This window comes from Shewanella sp. CG12_big_fil_rev_8_21_14_0_65_47_15 (assembly GCF_002783505.1).
Taxonomy (GTDB): domain Bacteria; phylum Pseudomonadota; class Gammaproteobacteria; order Enterobacterales; family Shewanellaceae; genus Shewanella.
Genome location: NZ_PFGL01000038.1, coordinates 1 through 26,293 on the forward strand (window position 1 = coordinate 1; position 26,293 = coordinate 26,293).

Below are 26,293 nucleotides of genomic sequence, written 5' to 3' on the forward strand. Positions count from 1 at the left end.
TAGGTGTGGTCATAAATCATCTCTTTTTGGTATAGCTTAAAGAAATGACACAGAAATTTGAACACTACCATGACAATCCATACGCATGGGACATCTTCGCTGGCTATATGTTTAATGACTACTTTGGTGCAGAAATCGGCTATCGCGATCTAGGTAATGCTGATTGGACCACTTCAGGCATTAGCAACGATGCTGACGTTAAAGGTACGACTCTCGGTTTAGTGGGTGTATGGCCATTAGCTAACCGTTGGAGCTTATCAGCAGAAGCGGGTGTAATGTACTACACCCTAGAAAATAGCCAACACGACACCGTTTCTGGTGCGAATGGCTCATACAGCTCTAATGACTTTGCACCATACCTTGGTGCTGGTGTAGGCTATAACTTCACTGATAACCTGAAGTTACAAGCTAAATACCGTCGTTATGAGAATTTAGATGATACCGACTTCAACACTATTGAAGCCGATAGCAACTACTGGGGCTTAGAATTAAGCTACCGTTTCGGTACTGCAGCAGCACCAGTTGCCGCCGCAGCAGTCGTTGCAGCAGCGCCTGTTGATTCTGACAACGATGGTGTCTATGACGATAAAGATCAGTGCCCAGCCACACCAGCAACCCACAAAGTTGACTCAACTGGTTGTACTATCTATGAAAATGTGAAACAACAAGAAGATGTAGGCTCTATCCAGTTTGCTAACGATTCAGCTGTAGTTAAAAAAGAATACTACAAATCAATCGAAAAACTGGCTAACTACCTGAACAAGAACCCAGAGTTCACTGTTGAAATCGCAGGCCACGCCTCTAACGTAGGCAAGCCTGAATACAACATGGTGCTATCAGACAAGCGTGCCGATGCTGTCGCTCAAATTCTTGTTGAAAAGTATGGTATCAGCCAAAGCCGCGTAACTTCTAATGGCTACGGTGTGACTAAACCAATCGTCGCTGGTGACTCAAAAGAAGCCCATGCAGCTAACCGCCGCATTGAAGCTATCGTGACCACCACTACGAAACAACCAGTACTAAAGTAATCATTTACTTTCAGTAATATAAAAGTCGCTGCTTGCAGCGACTTTTTTGTTTTCTGGAAGCTGGCATAGGGTTAATGTTCCTTTCGTGCTTCCACACCAAGTACGTCACTTGGCTTAGTTTTAGTTAGAATCGACATAGTTTTGTCATTTTTGTAATTTTTTTACATTCAAGGTTGGAAAAGTTGGCAAAATCGCTTCTAATAGTCATCAGTAAATTCCGAGTTTAGACAGCTACCTCAGAAGGATGTTTTTCATGGCCAATACATTAGAGCAACTCAAGTCTTATACCACCATTGTTGCTGACACAGGCGACATCGAAGCAATCAAACGCTACCAGCCTGAAGATGCGACAACCAATCCATCACTCATCTTGAAAGCCGCTCAAATTCCTGAATATAGTGCTCTAATTGATAATGCCATTTCATGGGCAAAATCACAGAGTTCGGATGTTGAGCAACAAATTGATGACGCCAGTGATAAGCTTGCCGTGAATATTGGCGTTGAAATCCTCAAACTCGTGCCAGGCCGTATTTCAACTGAAGTTGATGCCCGCCTTTCCTTTGACAAAGAAAAATCCATCGCCAAAGCCCATAAACTGGTGCGTCTATATCAAGACGCTGGCATAGATAAATCTCGTATTCTGATCAAATTAGCCTCTACTTGGGAAGGTATTTGTGCCGCCAAACAATTAGAGCAAGAAGGGATCAACTGTAACTTAACCCTGTTATTCAGCTTTGCTCAAGCGCGTGCCTGTGCTGAAGCCGGTGTTTACTTAATATCCCCCTTCGTTGGTCGCATTCTGGATTGGTATAAGAAAGACACTGGTAAAGATTATACTCCCGCCAATGATCCGGGTGTTGTGTCGGTGACTGAAATTTACAACTACTACAAACAGCATGGCTATAAGACTGTTGTGATGGGGGCGAGTTTTCGCAATATTGGTGAGATTATTGAACTTGCGGGTTGTGATCGCCTCACCATTGGTCCCTCTCTGCTCGAAGAATTAGCCAACTCTCAGCAACAGATCCAACCTAAACTTTTGCCAGCCAATTCAAGTTCAAGTGCGGTGGAGCCCTTAACAGAAGCTCAATTCCGCTGGGACTTCAACCAAGATCCTATGGCCGTCGATAAGTTAGCCGAAGGCATTCGTAACTTTGCTGTTGACCAAGGCAAACTTGAAGTGATGCTCAAGGCAAAATTGGCAAACTAAGCATCTTCGGAGACGACTCGATGACATTCTTGACCCAAAGCACGACTTGGCAAGCTTTATCGGCACACAGCAAAAATGTTCCCCATATGCGGGAGCTGTTTGCAAATGACACGGCACGTTTCAATAATATGTCGTTATCGGCCTGTGGTTTATTTCTGGATTACTCGAAAAATAGAGCAACCCCACAAACGCTAGAACTGCTTTATGCTCTCGCAACTGAGGCTAAACTCGAAACAAAAATCAAAGCGATGTTTGCTGGTGATATTATTAACACCACAGAAAAACGTGCGGTCTTACACACTGCGCTTCGTAGCACAGCTAGCCAGTCAATTACAGCCGAAGGCCAAGATATTGTCCCTGAAGTTCAACAAACCCTGAATAAAATGCAGGCGTTTGTCACTTCAGTGACATCGGGACAATGGAAGGGTTATACCGGCAAAGCGATTACCGATATCGTCAGCATTGGTATTGGAGGCTCTTTTCTTGGCCCTAAAATTGTGTCTCAAGCGCTTCGCCCCTACTGGACGCCAAGGTTAAACTGCCACTTTGTGGCAAACGTCGATGGAACTTCTATCACTGAAAAGCTGAAGTTGCTCAACCCTGAAACAACCTTGTTTATTATGTCATCCAAATCCTTTGGTACCCAAGAAACCCTGACCAATACCTTAACGGCCAAGGCATGGTTTTTAGCCAAAGGTGGGTTGCAATCGGATGTGGCAAAACACTTTGTAGCGGTGACATCTAACGTAGCAAAAGCCACTGACTTTGGTATCGATGCCGATAATATCTTCCCAATGTGGGATTGGGTAGGTGGACGTTATTCTTTATGGTCGGCGATTGGCTTGCCTATTGCGCTGTTGATCGGCATGGATAATTTTAGGGGCTTACTCCAGGGTGCACATCTGATGGATGAGCACTTTGCCAATGCACCATTAGCGGAAAATATGCCCGTCATCATGGGCTTACTCTCGCTGTGGTATGGTAACTTTTTTAATGCTCAATCCCATGTCGTGTTGACCTACGATCACTATCTGCGCGGCCTCCCCGCTTATTTTCAGCAGCTAGATATGGAGAGTAACGGTAAATCGGTCACCTTAAATGGCACCGATATCGATTACAGCACAGGCCCCGTTATTTGGGGGGGCGAAGGAACTAACGGTCAACATGCCTATCACCAGCTACTGCATCAAGGTACGGCGCTCATTCCTGCCGATTTTATTATGCCATTGCAGAGCCACAACCCCATTGGGGAGCACCATGATCAGCTTGCATCTAATTGCCTTGGACAAACCCAAGCTCTTATGCAGGGTCGTACCTTCGAAGAGGCATTAGCAGAGTTAGCGAATAGCTCGATGAGCGAAGATGAGAAACGACTCATCGCTAAACATAAAGTGATGCCAGGAAATAAACCCAGTAATACTCTATTAATGGATAAACTCACGCCTGAAACCTTAGGTGCGCTCATTGCCCTTTATGAGCACAGAACTTTTGTTCAAGGTGCCATTTGGGATATCAACTCCTTCGATCAATGGGGAGTTGAGTTGGGTAAGGTCCTAGGCAACGATGTGCTAGAACGTATTGGCGCCAGTGAAGATACCCATAGCTTAGACGCTTCGAGTAATGGGCTGATAAACCTTTATCGACAGGGTAAAATCTGATTGAACAAAAAGCCAGCGATTGCTGGCTTTTTTATTGTATCTCTTTATTTATATTCAATTTATCCACTTTAACAATTAAAGTTCACCCACTTAATATCAACGACATATCATCCAAACTTCATTTCAAGTTAACACTAATGAAACATAATTCTTGCACCCTGTTTTAAAAATATGTTATTTAATCGCTGACAAAACATACAACAACAGGAGGTTGCCATGGATCGTTTAGATTATGGTTGTGCGCTAGATGAAGTCGTTGAAAGACCCGATCGCTCGCGAGGCTCCAATAAAAAGCGTAAATGGCGAGAGATCGAAGCGTTAAAGGATAAGCATCGTTTACTCAAAGAACTCCAAGAGATAGATAATAACTTTGACTATGATATTGACGCGATCCAGTTGTAACCGCATGTTTAATCAGGATTGATAAAATCTAGAACGTAAAAAAAGCGCCTGTGGCGCTTTTTTTATACCATTCTCAGCACCCTCATTCTGAGGTATTTAGATAAGAACGTAACCCATCAAACTCCTGTTGTTCGCGATCGAGAAACAGAGGATCATCGATCAAAGAGTCTTGGCATTCTTTTTCTATGACTTGCCAGTCCTGCTCGGTTAGATGTTGAGCAAGGAGAGGAAATATTTCCCGCTCTTCCATTTGCATATGCCGCTCTTGCAACTCGACATACTCGGCAAAGTCAGCAACCAGCTTTTCCCTGGCAACAACAATATCGCTCAGGATCAAATTTAAGGTGTTCATTAATGCCGCCGAAACTTGGATAACGACCTCATGTTCCGCACTGAGTTTGTCAATCGCACCATTCGTTTTATGGGCTAGATAATAGGCATAAATGATGTCTTCAACGGGATGATGGCAACGCTCAGCATATCCTTGCATATACTCAACGATGTCTCGGACCACGATAAAATTAATCGCTTCACCTTCAGATAATTTCATCTGCTTGTTTTTCAAGACATTCAATAAAACTGCGATATGTTTATGATCATGCATGAGTCTTTTAAGCATATTGCCTCCTAAACTTGGGCTCTAACTATTGATACTAGTCAAGTCGTGCATCGATCTCCAATATAGCAGGCTAAATCCTGTTCACTTTATGACAACGATCAAGTAAATAATATGACACAAGGTAAAAAGCCGCTGTGTCATCCCAAAATATCCGCACTGAAGACTATTGACTCCCTTGGTGTAACTGCCGTTGTAGTGCTTTAAATGTTGCTCTAGGAGTTTCTATCCCCTCGGGGCTATTATCCCCGACTCCCGCTTCGGATAATGCGGGATATTCATTCAATAGTTTTTGCTCTAGGGCTAATGCCTCGTCAATTTGTTTAGACTCAATCAATACCTTCAAATGCGCCAGAGACTCGGCGAGGGATGATGGTTTAGCTTGAGCGTCATCCACGTTGGGAGTCGCGGCCAAATGGGGTTGCGGCGAAGCCTGGGACGTTACCATAGGGCTTGTTTTACGCGCGACGGATTGAGCCTGTTCCTGAGCTAACATGCGTGATTCAGCCTTCATCGCCCTTGATTCTGCCACTTCTGCCTGCATCATCTTAGCTTGATGTTCAATTTGGGCATTTTTTGCTTCTGCCGTATTTAACTCGGCTTCAGCCGCGGGAGATGCCGTAGGTGCACCCATCATCACCGCGCTAGGTGTCATCAATTCCCTATCGACCTGCGGGCGATTAAGCACAAGCAAACCAAGCACTATCACTAAGGACGCAGCACTCGAAAAGGCCCAAGGGAAGCGTTGCCAAAGCGGTGCCACCGGTGGTTTAAGCTTAGCGATATTCATCTCAGCAAGATGAGTTTGCGATAATCTTAGGATATCCTGATCTAACTTTTCAGGGGGGACTTCAAGCGCCTGTTGATGATACCAAGCCGAGACTTCTTCACGCAGCGCCTGGTCTTGTGTTTGTTGGGTAGAATTACTCATGGCCAGCCTCCTGCCACTTCGCATTTACACAATCTTTCAAACTTTGATAGGCATAGCGAATACGGCTTTTTGTCGCTTCGAGCGTGACCCCAGCAATGTCACTGATCACCGCGGCGGTAAATCCCATTTCGATATTAAGAATAAATGCCTCTTTCTGCACTTGGGGTAATAACCCAATGCAGGCCTTAAGCAACAATCCCTTTTGTGCCTCTTGCCACTGTACATCGGGTTTATCTTGCTCCTTGCCAGCAAAAACCTCGAGACCCGCATCCTCCTCATCGTGGCCGACTAAGTCGACGGGTTTGACGGCGCGCACATGGTCTATCAGTAGATTATGGGCGATACGATAAAGCCAAGTATTAAATTTAGCGCTAGCTTCATAATTTGCGGCAGCGCGGATCACCCTGCTCCAGGTTTCTTGATATAAATCCTCAGCGAGCTGCTTATCCCCCAACTGGCGCACAAAGTATCGATACAATGCTCCCTTATGCTTAAGGTATAGCGGCTCGAATGCCTTGCTATCCCCCTTGGCATAGCGCTGCATTAAGTGCTCATCGGTATGTTCATGGGCATGTATTTGCGGTATCGCGAGTGCCATGACAGCTCCCTTATTATTAACTTAACCTATGATCTCAAATCATTTTATGAGAATGGTGCTACTAGCATCTTAATGGAGTTTATCCTCGGGAGGAAAAGGCTTATCACCAGTATCGAATTTATTTAACGGTATTCGATTCGATTGTGTGAGCGCTGCGGCAATCTCAACCAATTGCATAAATTCATGCCGATATCCATCGCTATCATTACCTAGGGCTGAACGAGTCAAAACACTAAGCTTATTATAATCAAATTGATGCAAATAGTGACTCTGATTCAGTAGTTGTCCTAAACCTGCAACCGCCGCCGCAAAGCGAAAATCATCGCTTGCCTGCTCTAGGGATTTAACACGCTGATCCGCTCGGATTGGATAGGTTAGTAATTGGCTATCAGTAGCATCGGGTAACTGATAGCGCAGCTTTAGATAAGCGATTTCTTCTCGGCTATATTTTTCCTGTCCCGTTTGCGAGTTATAACCATAACGTAACTTATCATTGGCCATATTGCCCGATTCAGCATAGCGCAGCTCGTAGAGTGCGGTCACTGTATGGCCTGCCCCAATTTCTCCGGCATCGACCCTATCATTGTTAAAATCCTCACGGGCCAGGGCTCGGTTTTCATAACCAAGTAAACGATATTCTGCGACGAGGGCGGGGTTAAACTCCACTTGCACTTTAACGTCCTTAGCAATGGTCAACAAAGTTGAACTCAATTGTTCCACCAGCACTTTACGCGCCTCATTGGCGGTATCTATATAGGCATAATGGCCATTGCCCTTGTCGGCGAGTTGTTCCATCAACCTATCGTTATAGTTCCCCATTCCAAACCCTAAGGTCGTGAGCCCAATTCCCCGCGCTTGCTCCCTTTCAACCAAACTGATTAATTCATCGAAATTTGTCAGCCCCACATTAAAATCACCATCGGTCGCGAGGATGACTCTATTGATCCCCCCTTGAATAAAGTGCTTTTGTGCTAATTGATAGGCAAGATTGATCCCCTCTGCACCGTTAGTCGAGCCGCCAGCGCGTAACTGCTCTAATGCATAGTTCAAGGTTTGAGCATCATTACCAGAAGCGCCATCTAACACCACGCCAGCCGCGCCCGCATAAACGACGATGGAAACCTTATCGCGCCCACTCAACTGTTGGGTAAGCATTTTCATGGCAGTTTGTAAGAGTGGCAGTTTATCGGCGGAGGCCATTGAGCCTGAAACATCGAGCAAAAAGACCAGATTACTCGCGCCAATATCAGACTTTGCCACCTCATAGCCCTTCAGTCCTATCCGCAGCAGCATAGTGTCGTCGTTATACGGCGATGGTGCGAGTTCGGTCGTGACACTAAACGGCGCGTCATTCTTTCCGGGTAATGGGTAATCGTAGTGAAAGTAATTGAGCATTTCTTCGATGCGCACTGTGCCTTTGCTCGGTAAGCGACCTTCATTTAGCATTCGCCTCAGGGTCGAATAACTCCCGGTGTCCACATCGATAGCAAAGGTGGATACTGGGATCTCACCCGCAACCATAATGCCGTTTTGCACTTGCTTCGCGAACTGATTAGCTTGAGGTTGAACCTCAGCATTCCAAACCCTTCCAACCGCTGGGGCAGCTAACCCAAGAGCGGCTTCCACCTGTATAGATTGAGGAGGAATATGCATAACCCTTTGCGCTGCGCCCATTTTTGCAGCTTCCAGAGAGAGGATATTGTCCTTCGCTCTATGCTGCTCCGCCTGTTGTAATAATGCCTGCTCTAATTCACGTTTGTGTTTCAATTGAGCTTGTTGCTCGGCCGTTACTGGGGCTTGTACAGGCAATTTATCGTCGACAATGGACTTATCTGTGCAGCCACTTAACCCCAATAGCACGGCGAGCGATAAGCTAGATAGCAGAAGAATATGATTCAGCTTCATATGACTAGGTCGAGTAAAGACGTCCCCACCCAAAGTGGGATTGGCAAGGTCGGTCAAAGTGTACTGTTTCGGGAGGTAAGGTTTTTTCATTGTCAGGACCCCAATAGGTTTATATGCCTATAAACGCGACTCTGGGTAAAAAGGGTTATCCCGCAAACACTTTTATGACTGTCACCCCCGCCTCCCGAGCACATTATTTATTCAAAACAAAGTCATTTAACTTATTTTTGCAAGCGAGATCACACAAGCGCTTTTTCAAGGACCTTAGAATAGAGCCTCGTAACAGCCCGCACTATGGACCCACTCGTGCCACACTCTGCTCATTTATTTTCGTTAAGAATTGCCCACGCCCTCACCGAAGCCTGCGTAAAAGATAAATACTCTTTAAAACGTTTTGGACAAGATATTCTTGCCGGCCTCACTGTGGGTATTATCGCAATCCCACTGGCGATGGCACTGGCCATCGCCAGTGGCGTCGCGCCGCAATACGGTTTATATACTGCAATTGTCGGTGGTTTTATCATTGCCATGACGGGTGGCTCGCGCTACAGCGTATCCGGTCCGACCGCCGCCTTTGTGGTGCAGCTTTATCCCATAGCCCAGCAATTTGGCTTAGCGGGATTACTCATTGCCACTGTGATGTCAGGCATGATGTTAGTCGCTATGGCCATGCTGCGTCTTGGTCGCTTGATCTTATATATTCCAGAGTCGGTGACCTTAGGCTTTACCGCTGGGATTGGTGTTGTCATTGCGACCTTGCAACTTAAGGATTTTTTCGGGCTGCAGATCGAACATATGCCTGAACAATATTTCTCCAAAATCATGGTGCTTGGTAAAACCCTCCCCACGATGCATTTGCCTAGCCTATTGGTCGCAACGATCACCTTAGCCACTATGTTACTCTGGCCAAGATTAAAAATTCATGTCCCCGCCCATTTACCCGCTATTGCGTTAGGCAGCATAGTCGCCTTAGTGCTGAATGCCATGGGTGCAGATATTGAAACCATAGGGACACGTTTTCATTACCAATTAAGTGACGGTACCATTGGCACTGGGATCCCTCCCGTGCTCCCGAGTTTCGAATGGCCTTGGTTACAAGCGGGAGCCAATGGACAAGCCTTCGAATTTAACCTTGCCACCTTTCAAGCCTTGCTTCCAGCAGCCTTTGCCATTGCCATGTTAGGGGCCATTGAATCCCTCCTGTGCGCTGTAGTACTCGATGGTATGACGGGTAAACGCCACAGCGCCAATAGTGAGTTACTCGGTCAAGGCATTGGTAATATCATCACGCCTTTTTTCGGTGGTATTCCTGCTACGGCCGCAATAGCCCGCAGTGCAGCCAACGTCAAAGCAAGGGCGCAGAGTCCAATCGCCTCAATGACCCACGCACTCGTCGTATTAATAGGTTTAGTCGCCTTAGCTGGAGTGCTCGCCTACTTACCCATGTCAGCTATGGCGGCACTGCTACTCGTGGTCGCTTGGAATATGAGTGAGGCGCCAAAGGCGGTGCATTTAGTCAAAACGGCTCCCACCAGCGATATTTTAGTCTTTTTGAGTTGTTTTTCTCTGACTGTGATTTTCGATATGGTGATTGCCATCAGTGTAGGGATTATTCTTGCTGCTTTGCTTTTTATGAAAGAAATTGCAGAAATGACAAAGCTTTACGATATCAGTAGTAATAAACGCTATGTCGATCAAGAGCTACCTGCCGATTGGGCTGTGATCAAAATTAATGGCCCACTATTCTTCGCCGCGGCCGACCGCATTTTTGCCGAAATAGCGACCCTGACCCAAGATAAACAAGTGATAGTGCTTTACCTCGACGGGGTGTCAATTCTCGATGCAGGCGGCTTAGCGGCACTCACCAAATTGATTGAGAAATGCAAAATTAACCACACCAAACTTATCGTTGCCGATTTACAGTTCCAACCCATTCGGACATTGGCAAGGGCAAAAGTGCAGCCTATTGAAGGTGTACTCAAGTTTTATCCCACTCTGCGTGAAGCCTTAGCCGAAGCACCAGCTGTGGCCCATACATCGCAAAGTTAAACAGAGTCACCATCTGAACAGGTTCCCCTAAAGTCACATACGTTGGCTTTAGGGGAAATTTTAGGTAAAAGACGCTGTTTTCTCCGATTTTATGAACTCTCAATTCTGTTCTAAAAGCATTATTTTTGCGCGCAAAAAACGCCAGAAATAGCGCTTTACATGGTATTATTCTGCGCCATGATGCTCCCAGCCATGACTGACGCATTGGACATCAACTGTACCTAGACCTGATACAAGGTCAAAATATAATTAAAATTAGTGAGTTAAGGAGTTATCATGCAAGCCCTTGTTGCTGTTGTTATGGGTTCTAAGAGTGATTGGCCCACTATGGAAGCCGCCGCCGAGATCATGGATAAACTGCAAGTGCCCTATCATGTTGAAGTGGTATCCGCCCATAGAACGCCAGATAAACTGATGGAGTTTGCAGCCACTGCCGCTGACCGTGGTTTTAAAATCATTATTGGTGGTGCGGGCGGCGCGGCGCACTTGCCAGGTATGATTGCCTCTAAAACTCGCTTACCCGTATTAGGTGTACCCGTACAGAGCAAGGCACTTTCAGGCATGGACAGCCTGTTATCTATCGTACAAATGCCTAAGGGAATTGCCGTTGGCACCTTAGCCATAGGTACCGCAGGTGCTTTTAACGCAGGCTTACTAGCTTGCCAAATTTTAGCCAATAACGATGCCAAGCTTGCCACTCGCTTAGAAGCCTTTAGGGAAGAACAAACCCGTGCAGTGCTGGACAATCCCGATCCGAGGGAAGCCTAATAATGACCCAGACAAACACAAAGCAGAGGGTGTGGGTGTTAGGTAATGGTCAATTAGGCGCTATGCTGACCCACGCGGGTGAACCACTGGCGATTGATGTCCGTGCAGTGGATATTATGACACCAACGGATGAGATCCTCCCCCTCGCCCCCCATGATATTGTTACCGCCGAGCGTGAGCAGTGGCCTGAATCTAGCTTAAGTTTGCAGTTAAGCAGCCACCCTCAGTTTATTAACGGCCACGTATTTAGCCGCCTAGCGGATCGCTATAGCCAAAAAAGCTTGCTCGATCAAATCAAGGTACCTACCGCGCCTTGGACACTCGTGGATGACCATACCCAAGTAGACAGTCTCTACCAACGTTTTGGCGCACGCGTGTTAATGAAACGCCGCACGGGCGGTTATGATGGCAAAGGCCAACACTGGCTAAAACAAGCCGAAGCCGGTGATATTCCACAGGATTGGCGCAATTTCGCCATTGCCGAACAGGCCATTAATTTTGATGAGGAAGTGTCATTAGTGGGCGTGCGCACCCGCGAAGGGCAATGCATATTTTACCCCTTGACGCTCAATCTCCATCAAGATGGTATTTTAATGGCTTCTATTTCGCCATTGGCACGCCTAACGCCGCTGCAAGCCCAAGCCGAAGCTATGCTCAGCGCCATCATGCACGAATTAGACTATGTCGGTGTCATGGCGATGGAATGTTTCCGTGTTGGCAATAGTTTATTGGTCAATGAATTAGCACCTCGTGTGCATAACTCTGGCCACTGGACGCAAGCTGGCACACATATGGATCAATTCCAGCTACATTTAAGGGCCCTGTGTGGCATTGCCATTCCACAGCCTCAGGTGAATTTTCAATGTGTGATGGTCAACCTTATCGGTATCGATAATGACCTGCGCTGGTTAAGTTTGCCTAATGCAGAACTGTATTGGTACGACAAGGAAGTGCGCCCAGGCCGGAAAGTGGGGCATTTAAACCTTTCTGTGCCTAATCAAACGGTACTCAACGACAGCATTGTCGCATTGCAAGCTTGGATGCCAGCCCAGTATCAGGCTCCGCTTGCATGGGTATTGGCTGAATTTGCCAAACACCATAATTAATTTAGGTTTTGTCACAATAAATACTGATATGGAGTTGTACTAAATTCCATATCAGTTTATTTTTCAATATTTGTTATATACTTAACTGTACTCAGCGTGAATGAGTTAGTGATGCTTACTGTTTTACCACCGCTAGCAAGGGCACGAATAAAGGAATTTTAGAGTGAAATTAAGGGATAACTTTAAACGTAAAACCATAGACCGCTTAGACTATCGCTATCACTTATTGCTACTCATTGTGCCAATAGTGCTATTCGTTCTACTGTTTATCTTAAATGCCCCCACAGAAGGCTGGACTATCTTGCCTTTGCTGTTTGTTTGTCTTATCTATGTGATTGCCTACAGCTTAATTTACTACCTGCATCAAGGTCGTCTGAGTCGCCTCTGGTTGCATTTGGAGCAAGTGGTGAATATTAATGACGCCATTTATGAACTCGCCCATTTGTCGAGCCATTATAAGAATGAGCATGCCTTTCTCGATGCCCTACTCAATAAAGCGGTGTGCATTATCAATGGTGCCGAAATGGGTAGCATCATTAAAGTAAACGAAATCAGTAATAAGCTGCATTTTGAATCCGTAGTAGGCCTAGACTTAGCCAAGCTGAAACAGCTTAATTTTACCTTAGAGCAATCCTTTGAATACCGTCTAACGAAGGGAAAGTGCGACCGCGTCGTGGTCGTCAATGATATGCAAAATATCAACTCCGGTAGTACCTTATCGAAAGAGGCCCAACAAATCCTACTGACTGCAGCCAAACATCCAATACGTTCTACACTCTCAAGCCCCATTCGTATCGATGGCAAACTCTATGGCATGCTTAACCTCGACAGCAGTAGTGTGGGAGCCTTTAGTGATTACGACCGTAATTTAGTCTCGATTCTGACCCATGAGGCCAGTAATGCGATTGCCCTGTATCAGAAGTCACAACAAATCACTAAACTCGCCAATTTCGATTCATTAACCGGGCTCTATAATCGCAAAAATTTCGAGGATGCCCTGCTACATTGGCAAGCTAAACCCCATCTTGGGAGTTTTTTGATCATTATCGATATGGATAACCTCAAAGCCATTAACGATACCTATGGTCATCAAGTGGGTGATGCTGCCATTAAGCGAGTTTCCACGGCTATTTTGAGCTATTGGCAAAATAAGGGGATTATCTCGCGCTTTGGAGGGGATGAGTTTGTTGCGCTTTGCCACGGTCCTAGGGAACAACTTGAAGGCGACCTCGATGAAATCCGTATCAAGTTGCATCAAGATCAATTAAGCCTTGGTTTTAGCTTTGGGATAGCTCCGTTTGATAGCGATTGGTCAACTTCCTTTAAGCAAGCCGACCACGCTATGTATGAGCAAAAACGCGCCAAGAAAAAAGCCATTCACGCATTAGAAGCCTTTGCGGCAAAAACATAACGACTACTTAGCCTATATGTTGGCATTAGCTTTTGGGTGTTATCGCCATAACAGCTAACCAAAGAATAATCGCCACAGCCAAGATGAGTCTAAATCTTCTTTACAGGTGTGATATTGGGCCGCATAACGCTTAGCCCTATCGTCAACCTTAGCCGCCACTTTGACTAACCAAGCCTTAGACTTGTAACTACCACGGCGGTATCCACCCCAACCTTCGTGATAATTGAGATACTGCGCGCTCGCATCCCATTTTGATACCCCATTGATCCTATTTGTTTTATAGATAAACCAGCCCATAAAATCCATAGCATCATCGAAATCACTGCGACTCGACCAGCTGTTACCCGTCTCGCGCACATAATCGTCCCAGGTCATCGTTTTTGCTTGGGCATAACCATAGGCATCACTCGCCCTACCTATGGGAATAAAGCCTAAAAAATATTCCATCGGCGGCGCCGCATTGTGCTTAAACGAGCTTTCTTGGTACATCATGGCAAGCGGCACATGTACCGGCACGCCCCATTTATCACGGGTATCTTTAGCGGCTTCATACCAAGAGCGGTGTTCTTGAAAAATATCACATAAATTGTCGGGGGATTTTGGGGGCGATGTGGCGCATCCTGAGAGTAAACCTATGGACGCACAGAGTAGTATTGCACAATGCCAGTTCATTAATCGCTTGTTCTCCAAAGTATTAAGACGCCCAATGATGGCATACACTCACAACGAGGCAAACATAAAACACCTTTCAGTACCCCTAGATAAAACAGGCGACTATCGGCTGTGACGCTAAAGACTATTTGGGTTCAGAAGTTAATTCAAGTTGGCACTCATGGCTTTCCTGTTGCCACACCCCAGGCTCCCAGTAGGAAGCATCTTTACCCATGTAGCGCTTATCCGTATGAAACAAGGCGCCAATATGGTAACGCTGGTTTCCTTCGACGATGAGCTTAAATGTCTTAGGCGCACGGGCGCTGAGCGTGACACCCAGTGAGGGATCATCGATGAGTTCTGCCACAGTAAACTCATAATCCCCTGGTGCGAGTTGGTAATTTGGTTTAGAAATAACGGCTTGACCATTTAAGTGCGTGACAACGACACGATACCAGTGGGTACTGGCATCGGGCTGTAAATAGCCAGACACAGTCCCACACCGGAGCGGATCTTCAGGCGAGCTTGCGCAGCCCGATAATAAGGTACTGACACCAAACAAACTCGCCACGAGTCCCAATCGCAGCATATTTATCCCTTGGACGCTCACGCTCTTACTCCAAAATAATCCTCGAGATAGTCATCAAAGGAAACAGCACTTTGCCCAGCCTCCAATGCAGCCTGTTTCTCCAGCGAACTTTTGGCTTCAGCTTGGTACTGGACAATGGTCTCATCGGAGAGCGGATAATCGATAAAGTACTGATAATACTGCTGGGCAAGTGTCATAACCCAGTGTCCATGATCTTCTCCCTTGGCAATTAAATGCTGACTCACTTGTCCCGATAGGGTCAGAGTTGGATCATCCACTGCGCGGCGCCAATGGGCTAAGGCAGCTTGATAATCCGTTGCTTCACCATCTAACAACTTAGCAAGGGGTTGCAACTCATCGAACAAGGTTGCAAGCCAGGTCTTCAAGGGTAAAGCCCCTGTCGAGGTTAATAAATCAAGGTCAGGTTTACGTCCCTCAAGCACAACCGATTTAAGATTCGCGCTAAGGCGAGCCTCTTCGTCGGGATCCGACTTAGGTGATTCGGTTAATAAACAGTAGAGTAGGAATAAATCGAGGAAGCGAACTTGGCTCGCTTCAATACCTATGGGGCTAAAGGGATTAACATCTAATGCCCGTACTTCAATATACTCAACCCCTCCACGAGCGAGTGCTTCTGAAGGTTTTTCGCCACTTTGAGCCACGCGCTTAGCACGGATGGGCGAGTAAAACTCGTTTTCAATCTGCAAGACATTGGCATTAAGCTGTCGATACTCTCCATCAACCTTAACCCCAATATTAGCAAAATTTGCCGATGGCATTTTAATGGCTGCATTTACGCCCGCTAAATACTCAGGTAAAGAGTTATAGCTGATATTCAGATCTTCCTGCTCTTTGTTGGTGTAGCCTAAATCACTCATTCGCAGTGATGTTGCATAGGGTAAATACAAGGTGCCACGGCCGGACTTTTCAAACTGTAAATCGGTTTTTTGCCCCTTAATAAAAGAGCTACACAGGGCTGGAGAAGCACCAAAGAGGTACGGCAATACCCAGACTAGACGGCGGTAATTGCGGATCAGTCCAAAATAAGATTCAGAGATAAAATCATCTAATGTCAGACTCTTATCACTTAATTCATAGAGACGCTGCCACAGTGCCTGGGATACTGAAAAGTTAAAGTGTACCCCAGAAATAATCTGCATTAGGGCACCATAACGATAGGTTAACCCCTTGCGATATAAGGTTTTCATTTTGCCAGTGTTCGATGAGCCATAGCGAGCAACGGGAATATTGTGCTCATCTTTGACATAACAGGGCATACTCACTGGCCACAAACGTTGGCCATTTAAATGGCGGACACTAAAGGCATGGGTTTCGGTCAATCCCTGTAAGAGGGCCTCAACCTGATTATTCACTGGGGTAATAAATTCGAGTAACGCCTCACTATAATCGGTGGTAATGCGCGAATGCATTAACGCTGAACCTAATTCGAGGGGGTGCGTATCCATAGCAAGGAAACCAGACTCATCGATCCGTAAAGCCTCACGCTCTATGCCACGTAACATACCTAAGAGTGCGGTGCGCCCATGAGCGTCCGAGAGATATTGTACTAATTCATTGAATGGCTTCAATTTGCGCTTCTCTGATTGGTGATTCGCTATCGCGACATGGTTAACAGTCAGACCATTATTTTGAGGCTTATCTTTCAAAATACGCCTCAAAATAAATCTAAACCTGCGTATGGGGCAAGCCAAATTACATTCTTTTATGGCAAAACGCAGACGGTGACAGTATTAGCTGTCACCGTCTTTCGATGTCAATTTATGACGAATGGTCGTTAATTAACACCCTCGTCCATTTTATACCTAAGCTACCTGAAGAGACGAGTTCCAACATCTTCAGGTTGTTTGGGTATATATAAGGGCGAAATGCCAATTTACAACACTAAAGTTTCAATTGGATAGCCCAATGTTGCTAAATCCGCTTCAATTTTAGCCTTATCCCCTACGACTAAGATAATCATTTGCTTGATATCTAGCTCGGAAGCCGCGAGGGCATTGAGTTCATCTTTTGTTACAGTATTGATGATCTTATCCTGCTGTTCGGTAAAATCTTGGCTGAGCCGATAACGCTGGATCATTCGCATAAACCCCGCTTTTTGATAGGGTGTCTCATAATCGAGAGCCTGACCTTGGGAAACGGAGTTGCGCATAAAGGCAAGTTCAGCGTCCGTCATCCCCTCTTGCTGATAGGCACTGATTTCCTTCACAAACTCGCTTAAGGCCTTAGCTGTGACATCGGTACGTACATCGCTCGATGCCACAAAATCCCCGACTTCGGCGCCGCCAGAAAAATCGGTCCGAGCACCATAGGTGTAACCTTTATTCTCACGCAAATTCAGATTGATACGGCTATTAAAGGCACCACCTAAGGGGTAATTCATCAGCGAGACTTTAAAATAATTCCCGGTTGCATCATAGGTCAGAGCACGCTTAGCAATATTGATCACCGATTGCGCCGCCCCAGGTTTATCAATCAGATAAATAGTGCCCCCCTTCAATACCGGAAATGGCTTTAAGGGTGGCAGCACTGTGGCCTGGCCTTGCCATTGGCTTAACCCGGCTAATTTAGGTAGCAGGGCCGATTCAGAGAGATCCGCAACTGTGATGATTTTTGCATTAGCACCACGATATTGCTCTACGTAAAAGGTTTTCACATCCTCGAGGGTCAGTGCGGCAACAGAATCTAAGGTCCCGCTATCGCTTACACCAAGGGAATTGTCTTTGCCATAGAGTAGTCCAAACAACACTGAGTTGGCTAAATAGCTAGCATTGGACTGCATATGCTGGATCTGTTGTAATTGTTGTTGCTTAACCCTTGCAAAATCCTGTTCGGTAAAACCAGGTTGGAAGAGTTTTTCTTCCATGATGGCCAGCGTCTCATCTAAATGCTCTGTCAGGGTAGAGACTTTAATCGTGCTTTGATATTCAGAAGCACTAAAATCGACTGTGCTGCCGAGCATTTCTAGGGCTTGAGAAAGGGCCTCGCTGCTACGTTTTTGGCTGGATTCATTTAGCATTTCCGCCGTCAAACTCGCAAGCCCCGCCTTTTCAACGGGGACTAATCTGTGGCCTCCATTGAGGTAAACCACCAATTCCACGGTCGGCGTTTCCGCACTCTGTGTCCCCATGACCTCAATACCATTAGCTAACTTAGTCGTCCAAATTTTAGGGGCTTTAGGCATAGGCGCCGCCCCCGATCCGGGCATGATTGAACGGTCAAAATGGGAGGTGATTCTTGCCGCTGGCAATTCACCTTGAACGGCCGTTTGCGCAACAGGCAAGGTTTGTGGCGTAAAGTTATCGGGATGGGCGACGAGTGCCGTCATGCCCTCTGGCACCACACTCATGACTAGCCGAGGTTTATCTTTTATATACTGATTAAAGACTCGCATCACATCGTCTTTAGTGACATTGGCATAGCGTGCAAGATCGGCAGCAATCTTATTGGGATCGCCAAACATAGTTTGATTCAAGGCGAGTGTCGTCACTTTGCCTTTCACGCTTTGCAGGGCAAAAATACTATCGGCTTCAAACTGCACCTTCACTTTTTGCAGATCTTCATCGGTGACACCGCGTTGTTCAAATTCATTAATAGAATTGAGGATCCGCTGCTCAAGATCCGCCAAGTTAGCGCCCTTCTCTGGGTTTGCCAGGGCGTAAATCGACATCTGACAGGCTAATTCTTGGCAGGGTTGACTCACACTGGCCTGCACTGCATAACCATCTTTAACCAAGTTTTTATACAGCAAGGAGGTTTTCCCTCCTCCTAAAATATTGGCGAGGAGATCGAGTGCCGCTTCATCGGGATGGCTCGCATACACGGTCGGAAAACCAATACGGATAAGTGGTAAATGCACCTTATCCTCCATCGAGATATAGCGGGTCTTATCCAGATGAATTAAGGCTTTAGGCTCGGGTAAAGCCTCTGGTCCACGGGGGATCTCGCCAAAATATTTGTTCACCCATGCTAGGGTTTGCATCTCGTCGAAATCACCACCTATGGTCAATGTGGCATTGCTTGGTCCATACCAGCGCTGAAAAAAGTGTCTCACATCATCCACAGTTGCCCGATTAAGATCCTCCGGCCAGCCGATAACGGGCCAAGAGTAAGGGTGTCCAACGGGGTAAAAAGCTTGGTTAAACCGCTCTGTCATACGGCCATAGGGTTGATTGTCGATCCTCTGGGCGCGCTCGTTTTTCACGGTTTCACGCTGCACTTCAAATTTTTCACTGGTCAGTGCCGGCAATAAAAAACCCATACGGTCCGATTCTAGCCACAGCATTTTTTCCAGCTGATTGCTCGGCACCGTCTCAAAATAGTTAGTTCTATCCGTGTTGGTTGAACCGTTAAGCGTACCGCCCGCTTCGGTCACGACCTCAAAATGTTGCTCATCGGCGACATGTTCTGAACCTTGGAACATCATATGCTCAAATAAATGCGCAAAACCTGATCGCCCGGCGAGTTCACGGGCAGAGCCTACATGGTAAGTGACATCCACATGCACCAAAGGATCTGAGTTATCCTGATGCAGGATAACGGTCAACCCATTGGCTAACTGATATTTTTTATAGGGAATACCCACTTGTCGATCGGCGAGTTGTACATTTTCAATCAGGCTAACACCAGCGGGTAAGTTCGTTGTCGTGGTATCGGATGCACAACCCGCTAAAGCGGCAGAAATCGCTAGTGCTAATATCCATTTTTTCAAAATATTCCCCTTATACATCAATTGTTCAGAATACCGCTAAATCGATAAACAATGGTTTTTAAGACCCGAGTTACTGTGACTAACCCACACTATGACTTAACCCCACTATGACTTAATAACAGTGACTAAGTTCCTATTAATACAAGAATTTATCCCTGTGACAACCGTTAAATGAAACCGCACTATTGTACTAACGCTTAAACAAACCAGTGCGTAACCGCCGCAACGACAAGCAAGTAACGAATTGTTTTTCCAATAAATATCATCAAAAAAGACGGCACTAGTGGCAACTTTAACCACCCAGCCAGCAGGCATAATATATCCCCAATAACAGGCGCCCATGAAAGTAATAGTGCCCAAACGCCATAATGTTCTATCAAATTTAACCCTTTGGCGTACTTTGCTCCACTCAACGCCTCGGGCGACTTGGCAAAGCGCCCTAATCGTCCCAAGTAGAAACTCGTCATCGCACCGAATGTGTTGCCAATCGTCGCCACAATAACCAGAGACAGCCAGGCCTCAGGAGATTGATTTAAAAGCGCAATAAGTAAAACTTCAGAACCACCCGGTAACAAAGTGGCCGCTAAAAATGCACCAGAAAACATGAGACTTAATTCGGACATAAATGATACCCAGTGAAAACATGAGTGTTGTGTCGAAATACATAGCCAAAATGACATGGTAAAACGGATGTAACTCACAACTTTTTTGCAACAAACTCATTTATCACAATAAGTTATAAGAAAATCGGTTTGTTATAACCCCAACTCTATCTATACAATGCGTTTAATGGCAAACATCTCCTATACCCGAGGAGTTCGCTTAGTTCCATGGAAGACACATCCTAGCATCTCGGGAATATGGACTTGTACTTATATTATTTTTCTGGAAAACGCATGATCCTTCAAACAATTAGCCGCATTCCTTTTTGGCAAAAAGTCCTCACAGGTTTTATCTTAGGGGCGCTTGTTGGCGTCATTTTAGGAGAAACAGCGACAGTACTGAAGCCCTTAGGCGACTTATTTATCAGCGCAATCAAGATGTTGGTTGCTCCTTTAGTATTCTGTGCCATTGTCGTTAGTATTACCTCGCTAGGTTCGCAGACCAGTTTGAAACGCCTGAGTTTAAAGACCCTAGGACTGTTTATGCTAACGGGCACAATCGCTTCATTAATAGGTTTAGCCGTGGGCTCGATGATCGATATGGGCGGCACTATGGCACTAACAGCAACCGAAGTGCGCGAACGTAATATTCCAGGCTTTGCGCAGGTTTTACTCGATATGATCCCAGTGAACCCCTTCGCTTCTTTAGCTGAAGGCAAGGTACTGCAGATCATTGTGTTTGCCGCTTTGGTGGGTATCGCCATCAATAAAGTAGGCGAGAAAGCCGAACCACTGAAACGCACCATAGAAGCGGGTGCTGAAGTCATGTTCCAATTAACCCGCATGGTGTTAAAACTTACCCCTATCGGCGTATTTGGTTTAATGGCTTGGGTAGTCGGCGCATATGGTTTATCGACCCTCTTACCCCTAGGTAAATTTATCGCCGCTATCTATATTGCGGCGCTCATCCATATGATTTTTATCTACGGAGGCTTAGTGAAATTTGTCGCAGGCTTAAGCCCTGTGCAGTTTTTCCGTAAAGCCATGCCTGCACAATTGGTTGCCTTTAGTACCTCATCAAGTTTTGGCACGCTGCCCGCGAGCACTCGCGCCGTCGAAACCATGGGCGTATCTAAACGTTATAGCGCCTTTGTGATGCCATTAGGCGCCACTATGAATATGGACGGCTGTGGCGGAATTTACCCCGCGATAGCCGCTATCTTCATCGCTCAAATTTATAACATTCCCCTCGATACCTTAGATTATGTGATGATCGCCGTGACTGCGACGGTCGCTTCAGTCGGTACAGCTGGTGTCCCCGGTAGCGCCATGGTGATGCTAACGGTGACCTTAGGTGTGATTGGTTTACCACTTGAAGGCATTGCCTTTATTGCGGCGATTGACCGTATTATCGATATGATCCGCACCGCCACCAACGTGACGGGCGATATGATGACGGCCGTTGTGATCGGCAAATCAGAAAATGAATTCGATGAAGCGCAGTTTTATTCGAACGATATACAAGAGACTGCACCAGCCAGTGCTCAGTAATAATGGAATATCGAAAGACCGCTACGGCGGTCTTTTTTATTAGGGAAATAACCGCCACTATTCCATGGGGTAAGGATAAAATCAAAATCTATTACTACCAATAAGATCAAACTGTTAAACTCATTGATACCAGACTGTAATGATACAAAACAAAAAGGTTGAGCCAACATGACTAAACTCTTTTTAATCCCGCTGATATTGTGTTTGCTGTGGACTCTGTTTTTAAAAGCCAATGGACTTCCACTCGCCCAGGGCAAACGCGGATACATTTATATTATTGCCATCAGTGGGACTTTGATTTTGCTCTTGATGCTATTATTGTGGCTAACCGCATAAAAAAGCCGACTCGTCATGAGTCGGCTGTTAATAAAGCCATTGCCCGCTAACCCAGCACAGCAAGTAATATCCCAGCCGCAACCGCCGAGCCTAATACACCCGCCACATTCGGCCCCATGGCGTGCATCAACAGAAAGTTATGCTGATTGGCTTCCAATCCCACTTTGTTGACGACCCTCGCCGCCATTGGCACAGCCGACACACCTGCCGCACCGATCAGCGGATTCACTTTACCACCCGACAGCTTACACATGAGTTTCGCCATCAACACGCCTGCCGCCGTGCCAATACCAAATGCTACGGCGCCTAAAATTAAGATGCCTAAGGTTTCGACACGCAAAAATTGTTCGGCGGAAAGTTTAGAACCCACAGCTAACCCTAAAAATATGGTCACTATATTAATAAGCTCGTTCTGCGCCGTTTTCGATAATCTATCCACCACGCCGGATTCGCGCATCAAGTTACCAAGGCAAAACATGCCCACTAACGGCGTGGCCGCGGGTAAGAAGAGAATCGTTAATCCCAGTACCATCATAGGGAAAATGATCTTTTCCTTCTTACTGACTTCGCGCAGCTGCTCCATTTTAATCTCGCGTTCGGCCTGGGTTGTCAGTAAACGCATGATCGGCGGCTGAATGATCGGAACTAACGCCATGTAGGAATAGGCCGCGACCGCAATCGCCCCCAATAACTCAGGCGCCAGTTTTGAGGCGAGGAAAATCGCCGTCGGTCCATCGGCACCACCAATAATCGCAATGGCCGCCGCGTCCTTCATAGTGAACTCAAATCCCGGCACTAAGTTCAGTGCGATTGCGCCAATCAATGTCGCAAAAATCCCAAACTGCGCCGCCGCCCCTAACAACAGGGTTTTAGGATTCGCAATCAAGGCACTAAAGTCGGTCAGCGCACCAACGCCCATAAAGATCAACAGCGGGAAAACCCCAGTCTCAATCCCCACGTGATAGGCGTAATACAGCATGCCGCCCTCTTCGGTAAATCCTGCATGGGGAATATTCGCCAGCACAGCGCCAAAACCTATTGGCAGCAATAACAAAGGCTCAAAGCCTCGCACTATGGCTAGATAGAGGAGCAAAGCGCCCACAGCCATCATCAACACTTGCCCGCCGGTAAAGTGAGCAATACCTGTCTCGGCCCAAAAAGCCATTAAACCTTCCATAATGACTCCTACGCCAAGGCCAGTAATTGAGAACCCACGGACACTGAGTCGCCTTCTTTCACCCAGAGCTTAGCGATAATGCCATCGCCCTGAGCACGAATTTCAGTTTCCATCTTCATCGCCTCGAGGATGATCACGACATCACCTTCACACACTCTATCACCTGGAGAAACATGCACTTTGAAGATGTTGCCCGACAGAGGCGCACTCATTTCGAGCCGGATCTCTCCATGGCTCGCAGTTGGCGTTGTGCTCGCCTTAGCAGCTTGCACGGCATGAACACTTTGGCCCTGTGGCTGAATTTGCGAGATCTCACCGCCTGCCGCGACTTCAACCACGTACTCTTGCCCTTCGACAGTCACTGTGTAGGTTTCGGGGCTACGATCCACAGCATTAGAAGCAGCAAGTGCCGACGTCAGCTCAGGCTTCGGCTCAAAGGTGCTCGGATCGTCACGATTCTTTAAGAACTGCAATCCTATTTGTGGAAAGAGTGCATAGGTCAGCACATCATCGTCATGCTCTGAGGATAGGCGAATGCGTTGTTCCTGTGCTTTGTCAACTAACTCAAGCCTTAATTTAGCCAGCTCAGGCGTTAATAGATCCGCTGGACGACAGGTAATAGCTTCAGCCCCTTGTAAGACTCTCGCTTGTAATGCCGCATCTACTGGCGCGGGCGTCGCACCATACTCCCCCTTGAGCACACCTTCAGTCTCTTTGGTCAAAGACTTGTAACGCTCACCCATCAGCACATTAATGACCGCCTGCGAGCCGACAATTTGCGATGTGGGTGTCACTAACGGCAAAAAACCTAAATCAGCACGAACGCGGGGGATTTCCTCCAAGACCAAGTCCATCTTATCGGCCGCACCTTGCTCCTTAAGTTGGCTCTCCATATTGGTCAGCATGCCACCAGGCACTTGGGCACGTAAGATCCGCGAATCTATGCCTTTCAGAGCACCTTCAAACTTAGCGTACTTCTTGCGCACTTCACGGAAATAAGCGGCAATCTCCTCAAGCAGCACCATGTCGTAACCAGTCGCGCGCTCAGTATCTTCCACCATAGCGATAACGGTTTCGGTTGCCGTATGTCCATAGGTTTGGCTCATCGACGAAATGGCCGTATCGAGCACATCGATACCCGCTTCAATGGCTTTCTGATAAGTGGCAGTACTTAACCCTGTCGTCGCATGACAATGCATAGATAACACGAGTTGCGTCTGTGATTTGAGCCTGCTAATAAGCTCAAACGCTTCCATCGGCTTAAGCAAGCCCGCCATATCTTTGATACACAAAGAATCACATCCCATATCTTCGAGACGTTTTGCCATATCAACCCAAGTCTCTATGGTATGCACTGGACTCGTCGTATAGGAAATCGTACCCTGCGCATGGCCGCCAACTTGGCGCACCGCTTTCACCGCAGTCTCGAGGTTGCGAACATTGTTCATCGCATCGAAAATACGAAATACGTCGACGCCGTTGGTATGGGCACGCTCAACAAAACGCATGACTACATCATCGGCATAATGGCGATAACCCAATAGGTTTTGGCCACGCAGTAACATTTGCTGCGGCGTATTTGGCATGGCTTTTTTCAGCTCACGAATTCGGTCCCAGGGATCTTCACCAAGATAACGAATACAGGCATCAAAAGTTGCACCACCCCAAGACTCGAGCGACCAAAAACCAATCCTATCGAGTAATGGCGCTACAGGTAACATGTCATCGATTCTTAAACGGGTAGCTAAGATAGACTGATGCGCATCCCGTAAAACGACATCGGTTAACACTAATGGCTTTGGCGCCAACGTAGAACATACTGAACTCATACTGATCCCCATTATTTTGTGTGCGAACGAAATTGCTGAACGGCTAAAGTAATTGCAGCCACCACTTTGGGATCTAAAGTGTGAGTATTCACAGTCAATCCTGATGCCCCACGCGATGGATTAACTGCAACTTTGCTATTCACTACCTCACTTGCACACCATTTGGCGACCACATGGACACCCAAAATAAGCACACTTAAAAACAAGTACACCAACCCCATCCCCAAAACCATAATGCCAACGGCATCGATTAACTGATCAGCTAACGTCCCCATCCCCCTGCAACTCCTTACTAATGAATGCATTACCCATAAAAATTTTGACGACGCAGGTTTCCAATCTGAAACGAAGGAACCCATTTTCCCCTGAACCAGTAAACGCCAAAGAATATAAAATCACATTTAAAGACTATTAATTCACACACCATGAAATACATCCTTATATTTACAATTGTCAAACATACCTAATTGAGACTAATAACACCACCACAATGTAAATTGGTCTTACCAATATTAGTGAATTTATTGAATCCTATTGATGATTTCTTATTAATTGTCATTTTAAATGCATATTCTTTAGCTTAACGTAAAAAATAATAAGCCTATTCCAGGTGTTATCTAAATAAAAATATAGCTCCCTAGTTCAGGAATAAAACAATCGTCAGCAAACTGATCATTGAGAAGTTATGCAAAGATATCGTCTCTGCAATCCAACGTATAGGGACCGATATTGATAGAGAGCCATAAGGCAACAGCAATTTGAATATGCTATCCCATTGGCATAGGCTATTCAGCACCAAGCAGAACAGAAGACCTCCCAGTTTCTGACATTGGCTTCTCAGCACACTAAGTCAGGAAGTCATACCATTGTCACCATGGATGGCTATGGCTAACAAACAGGTATTTCAAGCGGTATGAAGTTATTGTGGGGATTGTAGCTATGCATCGAATCACTCTATCAGCCATACAAAACGCATGATAAAGACATATTTAAAAGATCGGGTGTGGTGAGTAAACTTAAATGCGGATTGGGGTAAGTCGGGCTTTAATGCATATTTTGATTCACTTATTGCAGATGCAAAAAAGCCAGCTTATTCAGCTGGCTTCGTTACATCTCAATGAGATAATTAGGCGCTTGGCGATGACCT

General features: G+C 46.2%; 21 protein-coding genes and 1 pseudogene. 10 read left to right on the plus strand and 12 right to left on the minus strand.

Going from position 1 to position 26,293, the window contains the following annotated elements; translation table 11 throughout:
• Nucleotides 1–68 precede the first annotated feature (68 nt).
• From COW15_RS09815 to COW15_RS09830, 4 genes and pseudogenes are all read left to right on the plus strand, one after another.
• A pseudogene (locus COW15_RS09815) lies at nt 69–1,028 on the plus strand (OmpA family protein); the annotation flags it as partial.
• Between the two features lie 253 nt (nt 1,029–1,281).
• Nucleotides 1,282–2,238: a transaldolase gene (tal, locus tag COW15_RS09820; protein WP_293632392.1), complete on the plus strand. Its 957-nt coding sequence runs from the start codon at nt 1,282–1,284 to the stop codon at nt 2,236–2,238.
• Between the two features lie 20 nt (nt 2,239–2,258).
• On the plus strand, nt 2,259–3,896 hold the full coding sequence (gene pgi / locus COW15_RS09825) for a glucose-6-phosphate isomerase (protein ID WP_293632393.1): 1,638 nt from the start codon (nt 2,259–2,261) through the stop codon (nt 3,894–3,896).
• A 216-nt stretch (nt 3,897–4,112) separates the two neighbouring features.
• Nucleotides 4,113–4,298 (plus strand): DUF3545 family protein, encoded by a 186-nt coding sequence (locus COW15_RS09830; protein WP_007650190.1) that lies wholly within the window; start codon nt 4,113–4,115, stop codon nt 4,296–4,298.
• Between the two features lie 82 nt (nt 4,299–4,380).
• Here COW15_RS09830 and COW15_RS09835 read toward each other — a convergent pair whose 3' ends face one another.
• The 4 genes from COW15_RS09835 to COW15_RS09850 form a co-directional block, all read right to left on the minus strand.
• The gene (locus tag COW15_RS09835; RefSeq protein ID WP_293632395.1) at nt 4,381–4,917 is read right to left on the minus strand and encodes a hemerythrin domain-containing protein; all 537 of its coding nucleotides are present in this window, start codon (nt 4,915–4,917) and stop codon (nt 4,381–4,383) included.
• Nucleotides 4,918–5,080: 163 nt separating this feature from the next.
• Complete coding sequence (locus tag COW15_RS09840) at nt 5,081–5,845, minus strand: hypothetical protein (RefSeq protein WP_293632396.1); 765 nt, start codon at nt 5,843–5,845, stop codon at nt 5,081–5,083.
• Nucleotides 5,838–6,443, minus strand: coding sequence for a sigma-70 family RNA polymerase sigma factor (locus tag COW15_RS09845; protein WP_293632397.1), 606 nt, complete (start codon nt 6,441–6,443; stop codon nt 5,838–5,840). Before COW15_RS09845 ends, COW15_RS09840 begins: the two co-directional genes overlap by 8 nt.
• 69 nt (nt 6,444–6,512) lie before the next feature.
• Nucleotides 6,513–8,348: a VWA domain-containing protein gene (locus tag COW15_RS09850; protein WP_293632421.1), complete on the minus strand. Its 1,836-nt coding sequence runs from the start codon at nt 8,346–8,348 to the stop codon at nt 6,513–6,515.
• Between the two features lie 306 nt (nt 8,349–8,654).
• Between COW15_RS09850 and dauA the strand changes: the two genes are divergently transcribed.
• The 4 genes from dauA (at nt 8,655) to COW15_RS09870 (ending at nt 13,682) form a co-directional block, all read left to right on the plus strand.
• On the plus strand, nt 8,655–10,397 hold the full coding sequence (gene dauA, locus COW15_RS09855; protein ID WP_293632399.1) for a C4-dicarboxylic acid transporter DauA: 1,743 nt from the start codon (nt 8,655–8,657) through the stop codon (nt 10,395–10,397).
• 276 nt (nt 10,398–10,673) lie between these two features.
• Nucleotides 10,674–11,165, plus strand: coding sequence for a 5-(carboxyamino)imidazole ribonucleotide mutase (purE, locus tag COW15_RS09860; protein WP_007650201.1), 492 nt, complete (start codon nt 10,674–10,676; stop codon nt 11,163–11,165).
• Between the two features lie 2 nt (nt 11,166–11,167).
• Nucleotides 11,168–12,271 (plus strand): 5-(carboxyamino)imidazole ribonucleotide synthase, encoded by a 1,104-nt coding sequence (gene purK / locus COW15_RS09865; RefSeq protein ID WP_293632401.1) that lies wholly within the window; start codon nt 11,168–11,170, stop codon nt 12,269–12,271.
• A gap of 163 nt (nt 12,272–12,434) precedes the next feature.
• Nucleotides 12,435–13,682: a sensor domain-containing diguanylate cyclase gene (locus COW15_RS09870; RefSeq protein WP_293632403.1), complete on the plus strand. Its 1,248-nt coding sequence runs from the start codon at nt 12,435–12,437 to the stop codon at nt 13,680–13,682.
• A 54-nt stretch (nt 13,683–13,736) separates the two neighbouring features.
• On the opposite strand, the gene COW15_RS09875 is transcribed toward COW15_RS09870, so the two are convergent.
• From COW15_RS09875 to COW15_RS09895, 5 genes are all read right to left on the minus strand, one after another.
• Entirely contained in the window at nt 13,737–14,354 is a 618-nt protein-coding gene (locus COW15_RS09875; RefSeq protein ID WP_293632405.1) for a hypothetical protein, read from the minus strand.
• Nucleotides 14,355–14,478: 124 nt separating this feature from the next.
• Nucleotides 14,479–14,922, minus strand: a complete 444-nt coding sequence (locus COW15_RS09880; protein WP_293632407.1) for a hypothetical protein — start codon at nt 14,920–14,922, stop codon at nt 14,479–14,481.
• Nucleotides 14,923–14,939: 17 nt separating this feature from the next.
• Nucleotides 14,940–16,589, minus strand: coding sequence for a glutamate--cysteine ligase (gshA, locus tag COW15_RS09885; RefSeq protein WP_293632409.1), 1,650 nt, complete (start codon nt 16,587–16,589; stop codon nt 14,940–14,942).
• Between the two features lie 227 nt (nt 16,590–16,816).
• Nucleotides 16,817–19,669, minus strand: a complete 2,853-nt coding sequence (locus COW15_RS09890; protein ID WP_293632410.1) for a pitrilysin family protein — start codon at nt 19,667–19,669, stop codon at nt 16,817–16,819.
• A 179-nt stretch (nt 19,670–19,848) separates the two neighbouring features.
• Nucleotides 19,849–20,274, minus strand: a complete 426-nt coding sequence (locus COW15_RS09895) for a YqaA family protein (protein ID WP_293632411.1) — start codon at nt 20,272–20,274, stop codon at nt 19,849–19,851.
• 273 nt (nt 20,275–20,547) lie between these two features.
• On the opposite strand from COW15_RS09895, the gene COW15_RS09900 reads away from it, so the two are divergent.
• Nucleotides 20,548–21,804 (plus strand): dicarboxylate/amino acid:cation symporter, encoded by a 1,257-nt coding sequence (locus COW15_RS09900; RefSeq protein WP_293632413.1) that lies wholly within the window; start codon nt 20,548–20,550, stop codon nt 21,802–21,804.
• Nucleotides 21,805–21,972: 168 nt separating this feature from the next.
• Nucleotides 21,973–22,140 (plus strand): hypothetical protein, encoded by a 168-nt coding sequence (locus COW15_RS09905; RefSeq protein WP_198782575.1) that lies wholly within the window; start codon nt 21,973–21,975, stop codon nt 22,138–22,140.
• Nucleotides 22,141–22,186: 46 nt separating this feature from the next.
• Here COW15_RS09905 and COW15_RS09910 read toward each other — a convergent pair whose 3' ends face one another.
• From COW15_RS09910 to COW15_RS09920, 3 genes are read right to left on the minus strand one after another with little or no spacing between them, the layout of a single operon-like run.
• Entirely contained in the window at nt 22,187–23,317 is a 1,131-nt protein-coding gene (locus COW15_RS09910; protein ID WP_293632417.1) for a sodium ion-translocating decarboxylase subunit beta, read from the minus strand.
• Between the two features lie 8 nt (nt 23,318–23,325).
• The gene (oadA, locus tag COW15_RS09915; RefSeq protein WP_293632419.1) at nt 23,326–25,146 is read right to left on the minus strand and encodes a sodium-extruding oxaloacetate decarboxylase subunit alpha; all 1,821 of its coding nucleotides are present in this window, start codon (nt 25,144–25,146) and stop codon (nt 23,326–23,328) included.
• An 11-nt stretch (nt 25,147–25,157) separates the two neighbouring features.
• Nucleotides 25,158–25,421, minus strand: a complete 264-nt coding sequence (locus tag COW15_RS09920; protein ID WP_293632420.1) for an OadG family transporter subunit — start codon at nt 25,419–25,421, stop codon at nt 25,158–25,160.
• Nucleotides 25,422–26,293: the final 872 nt, after the last annotated feature.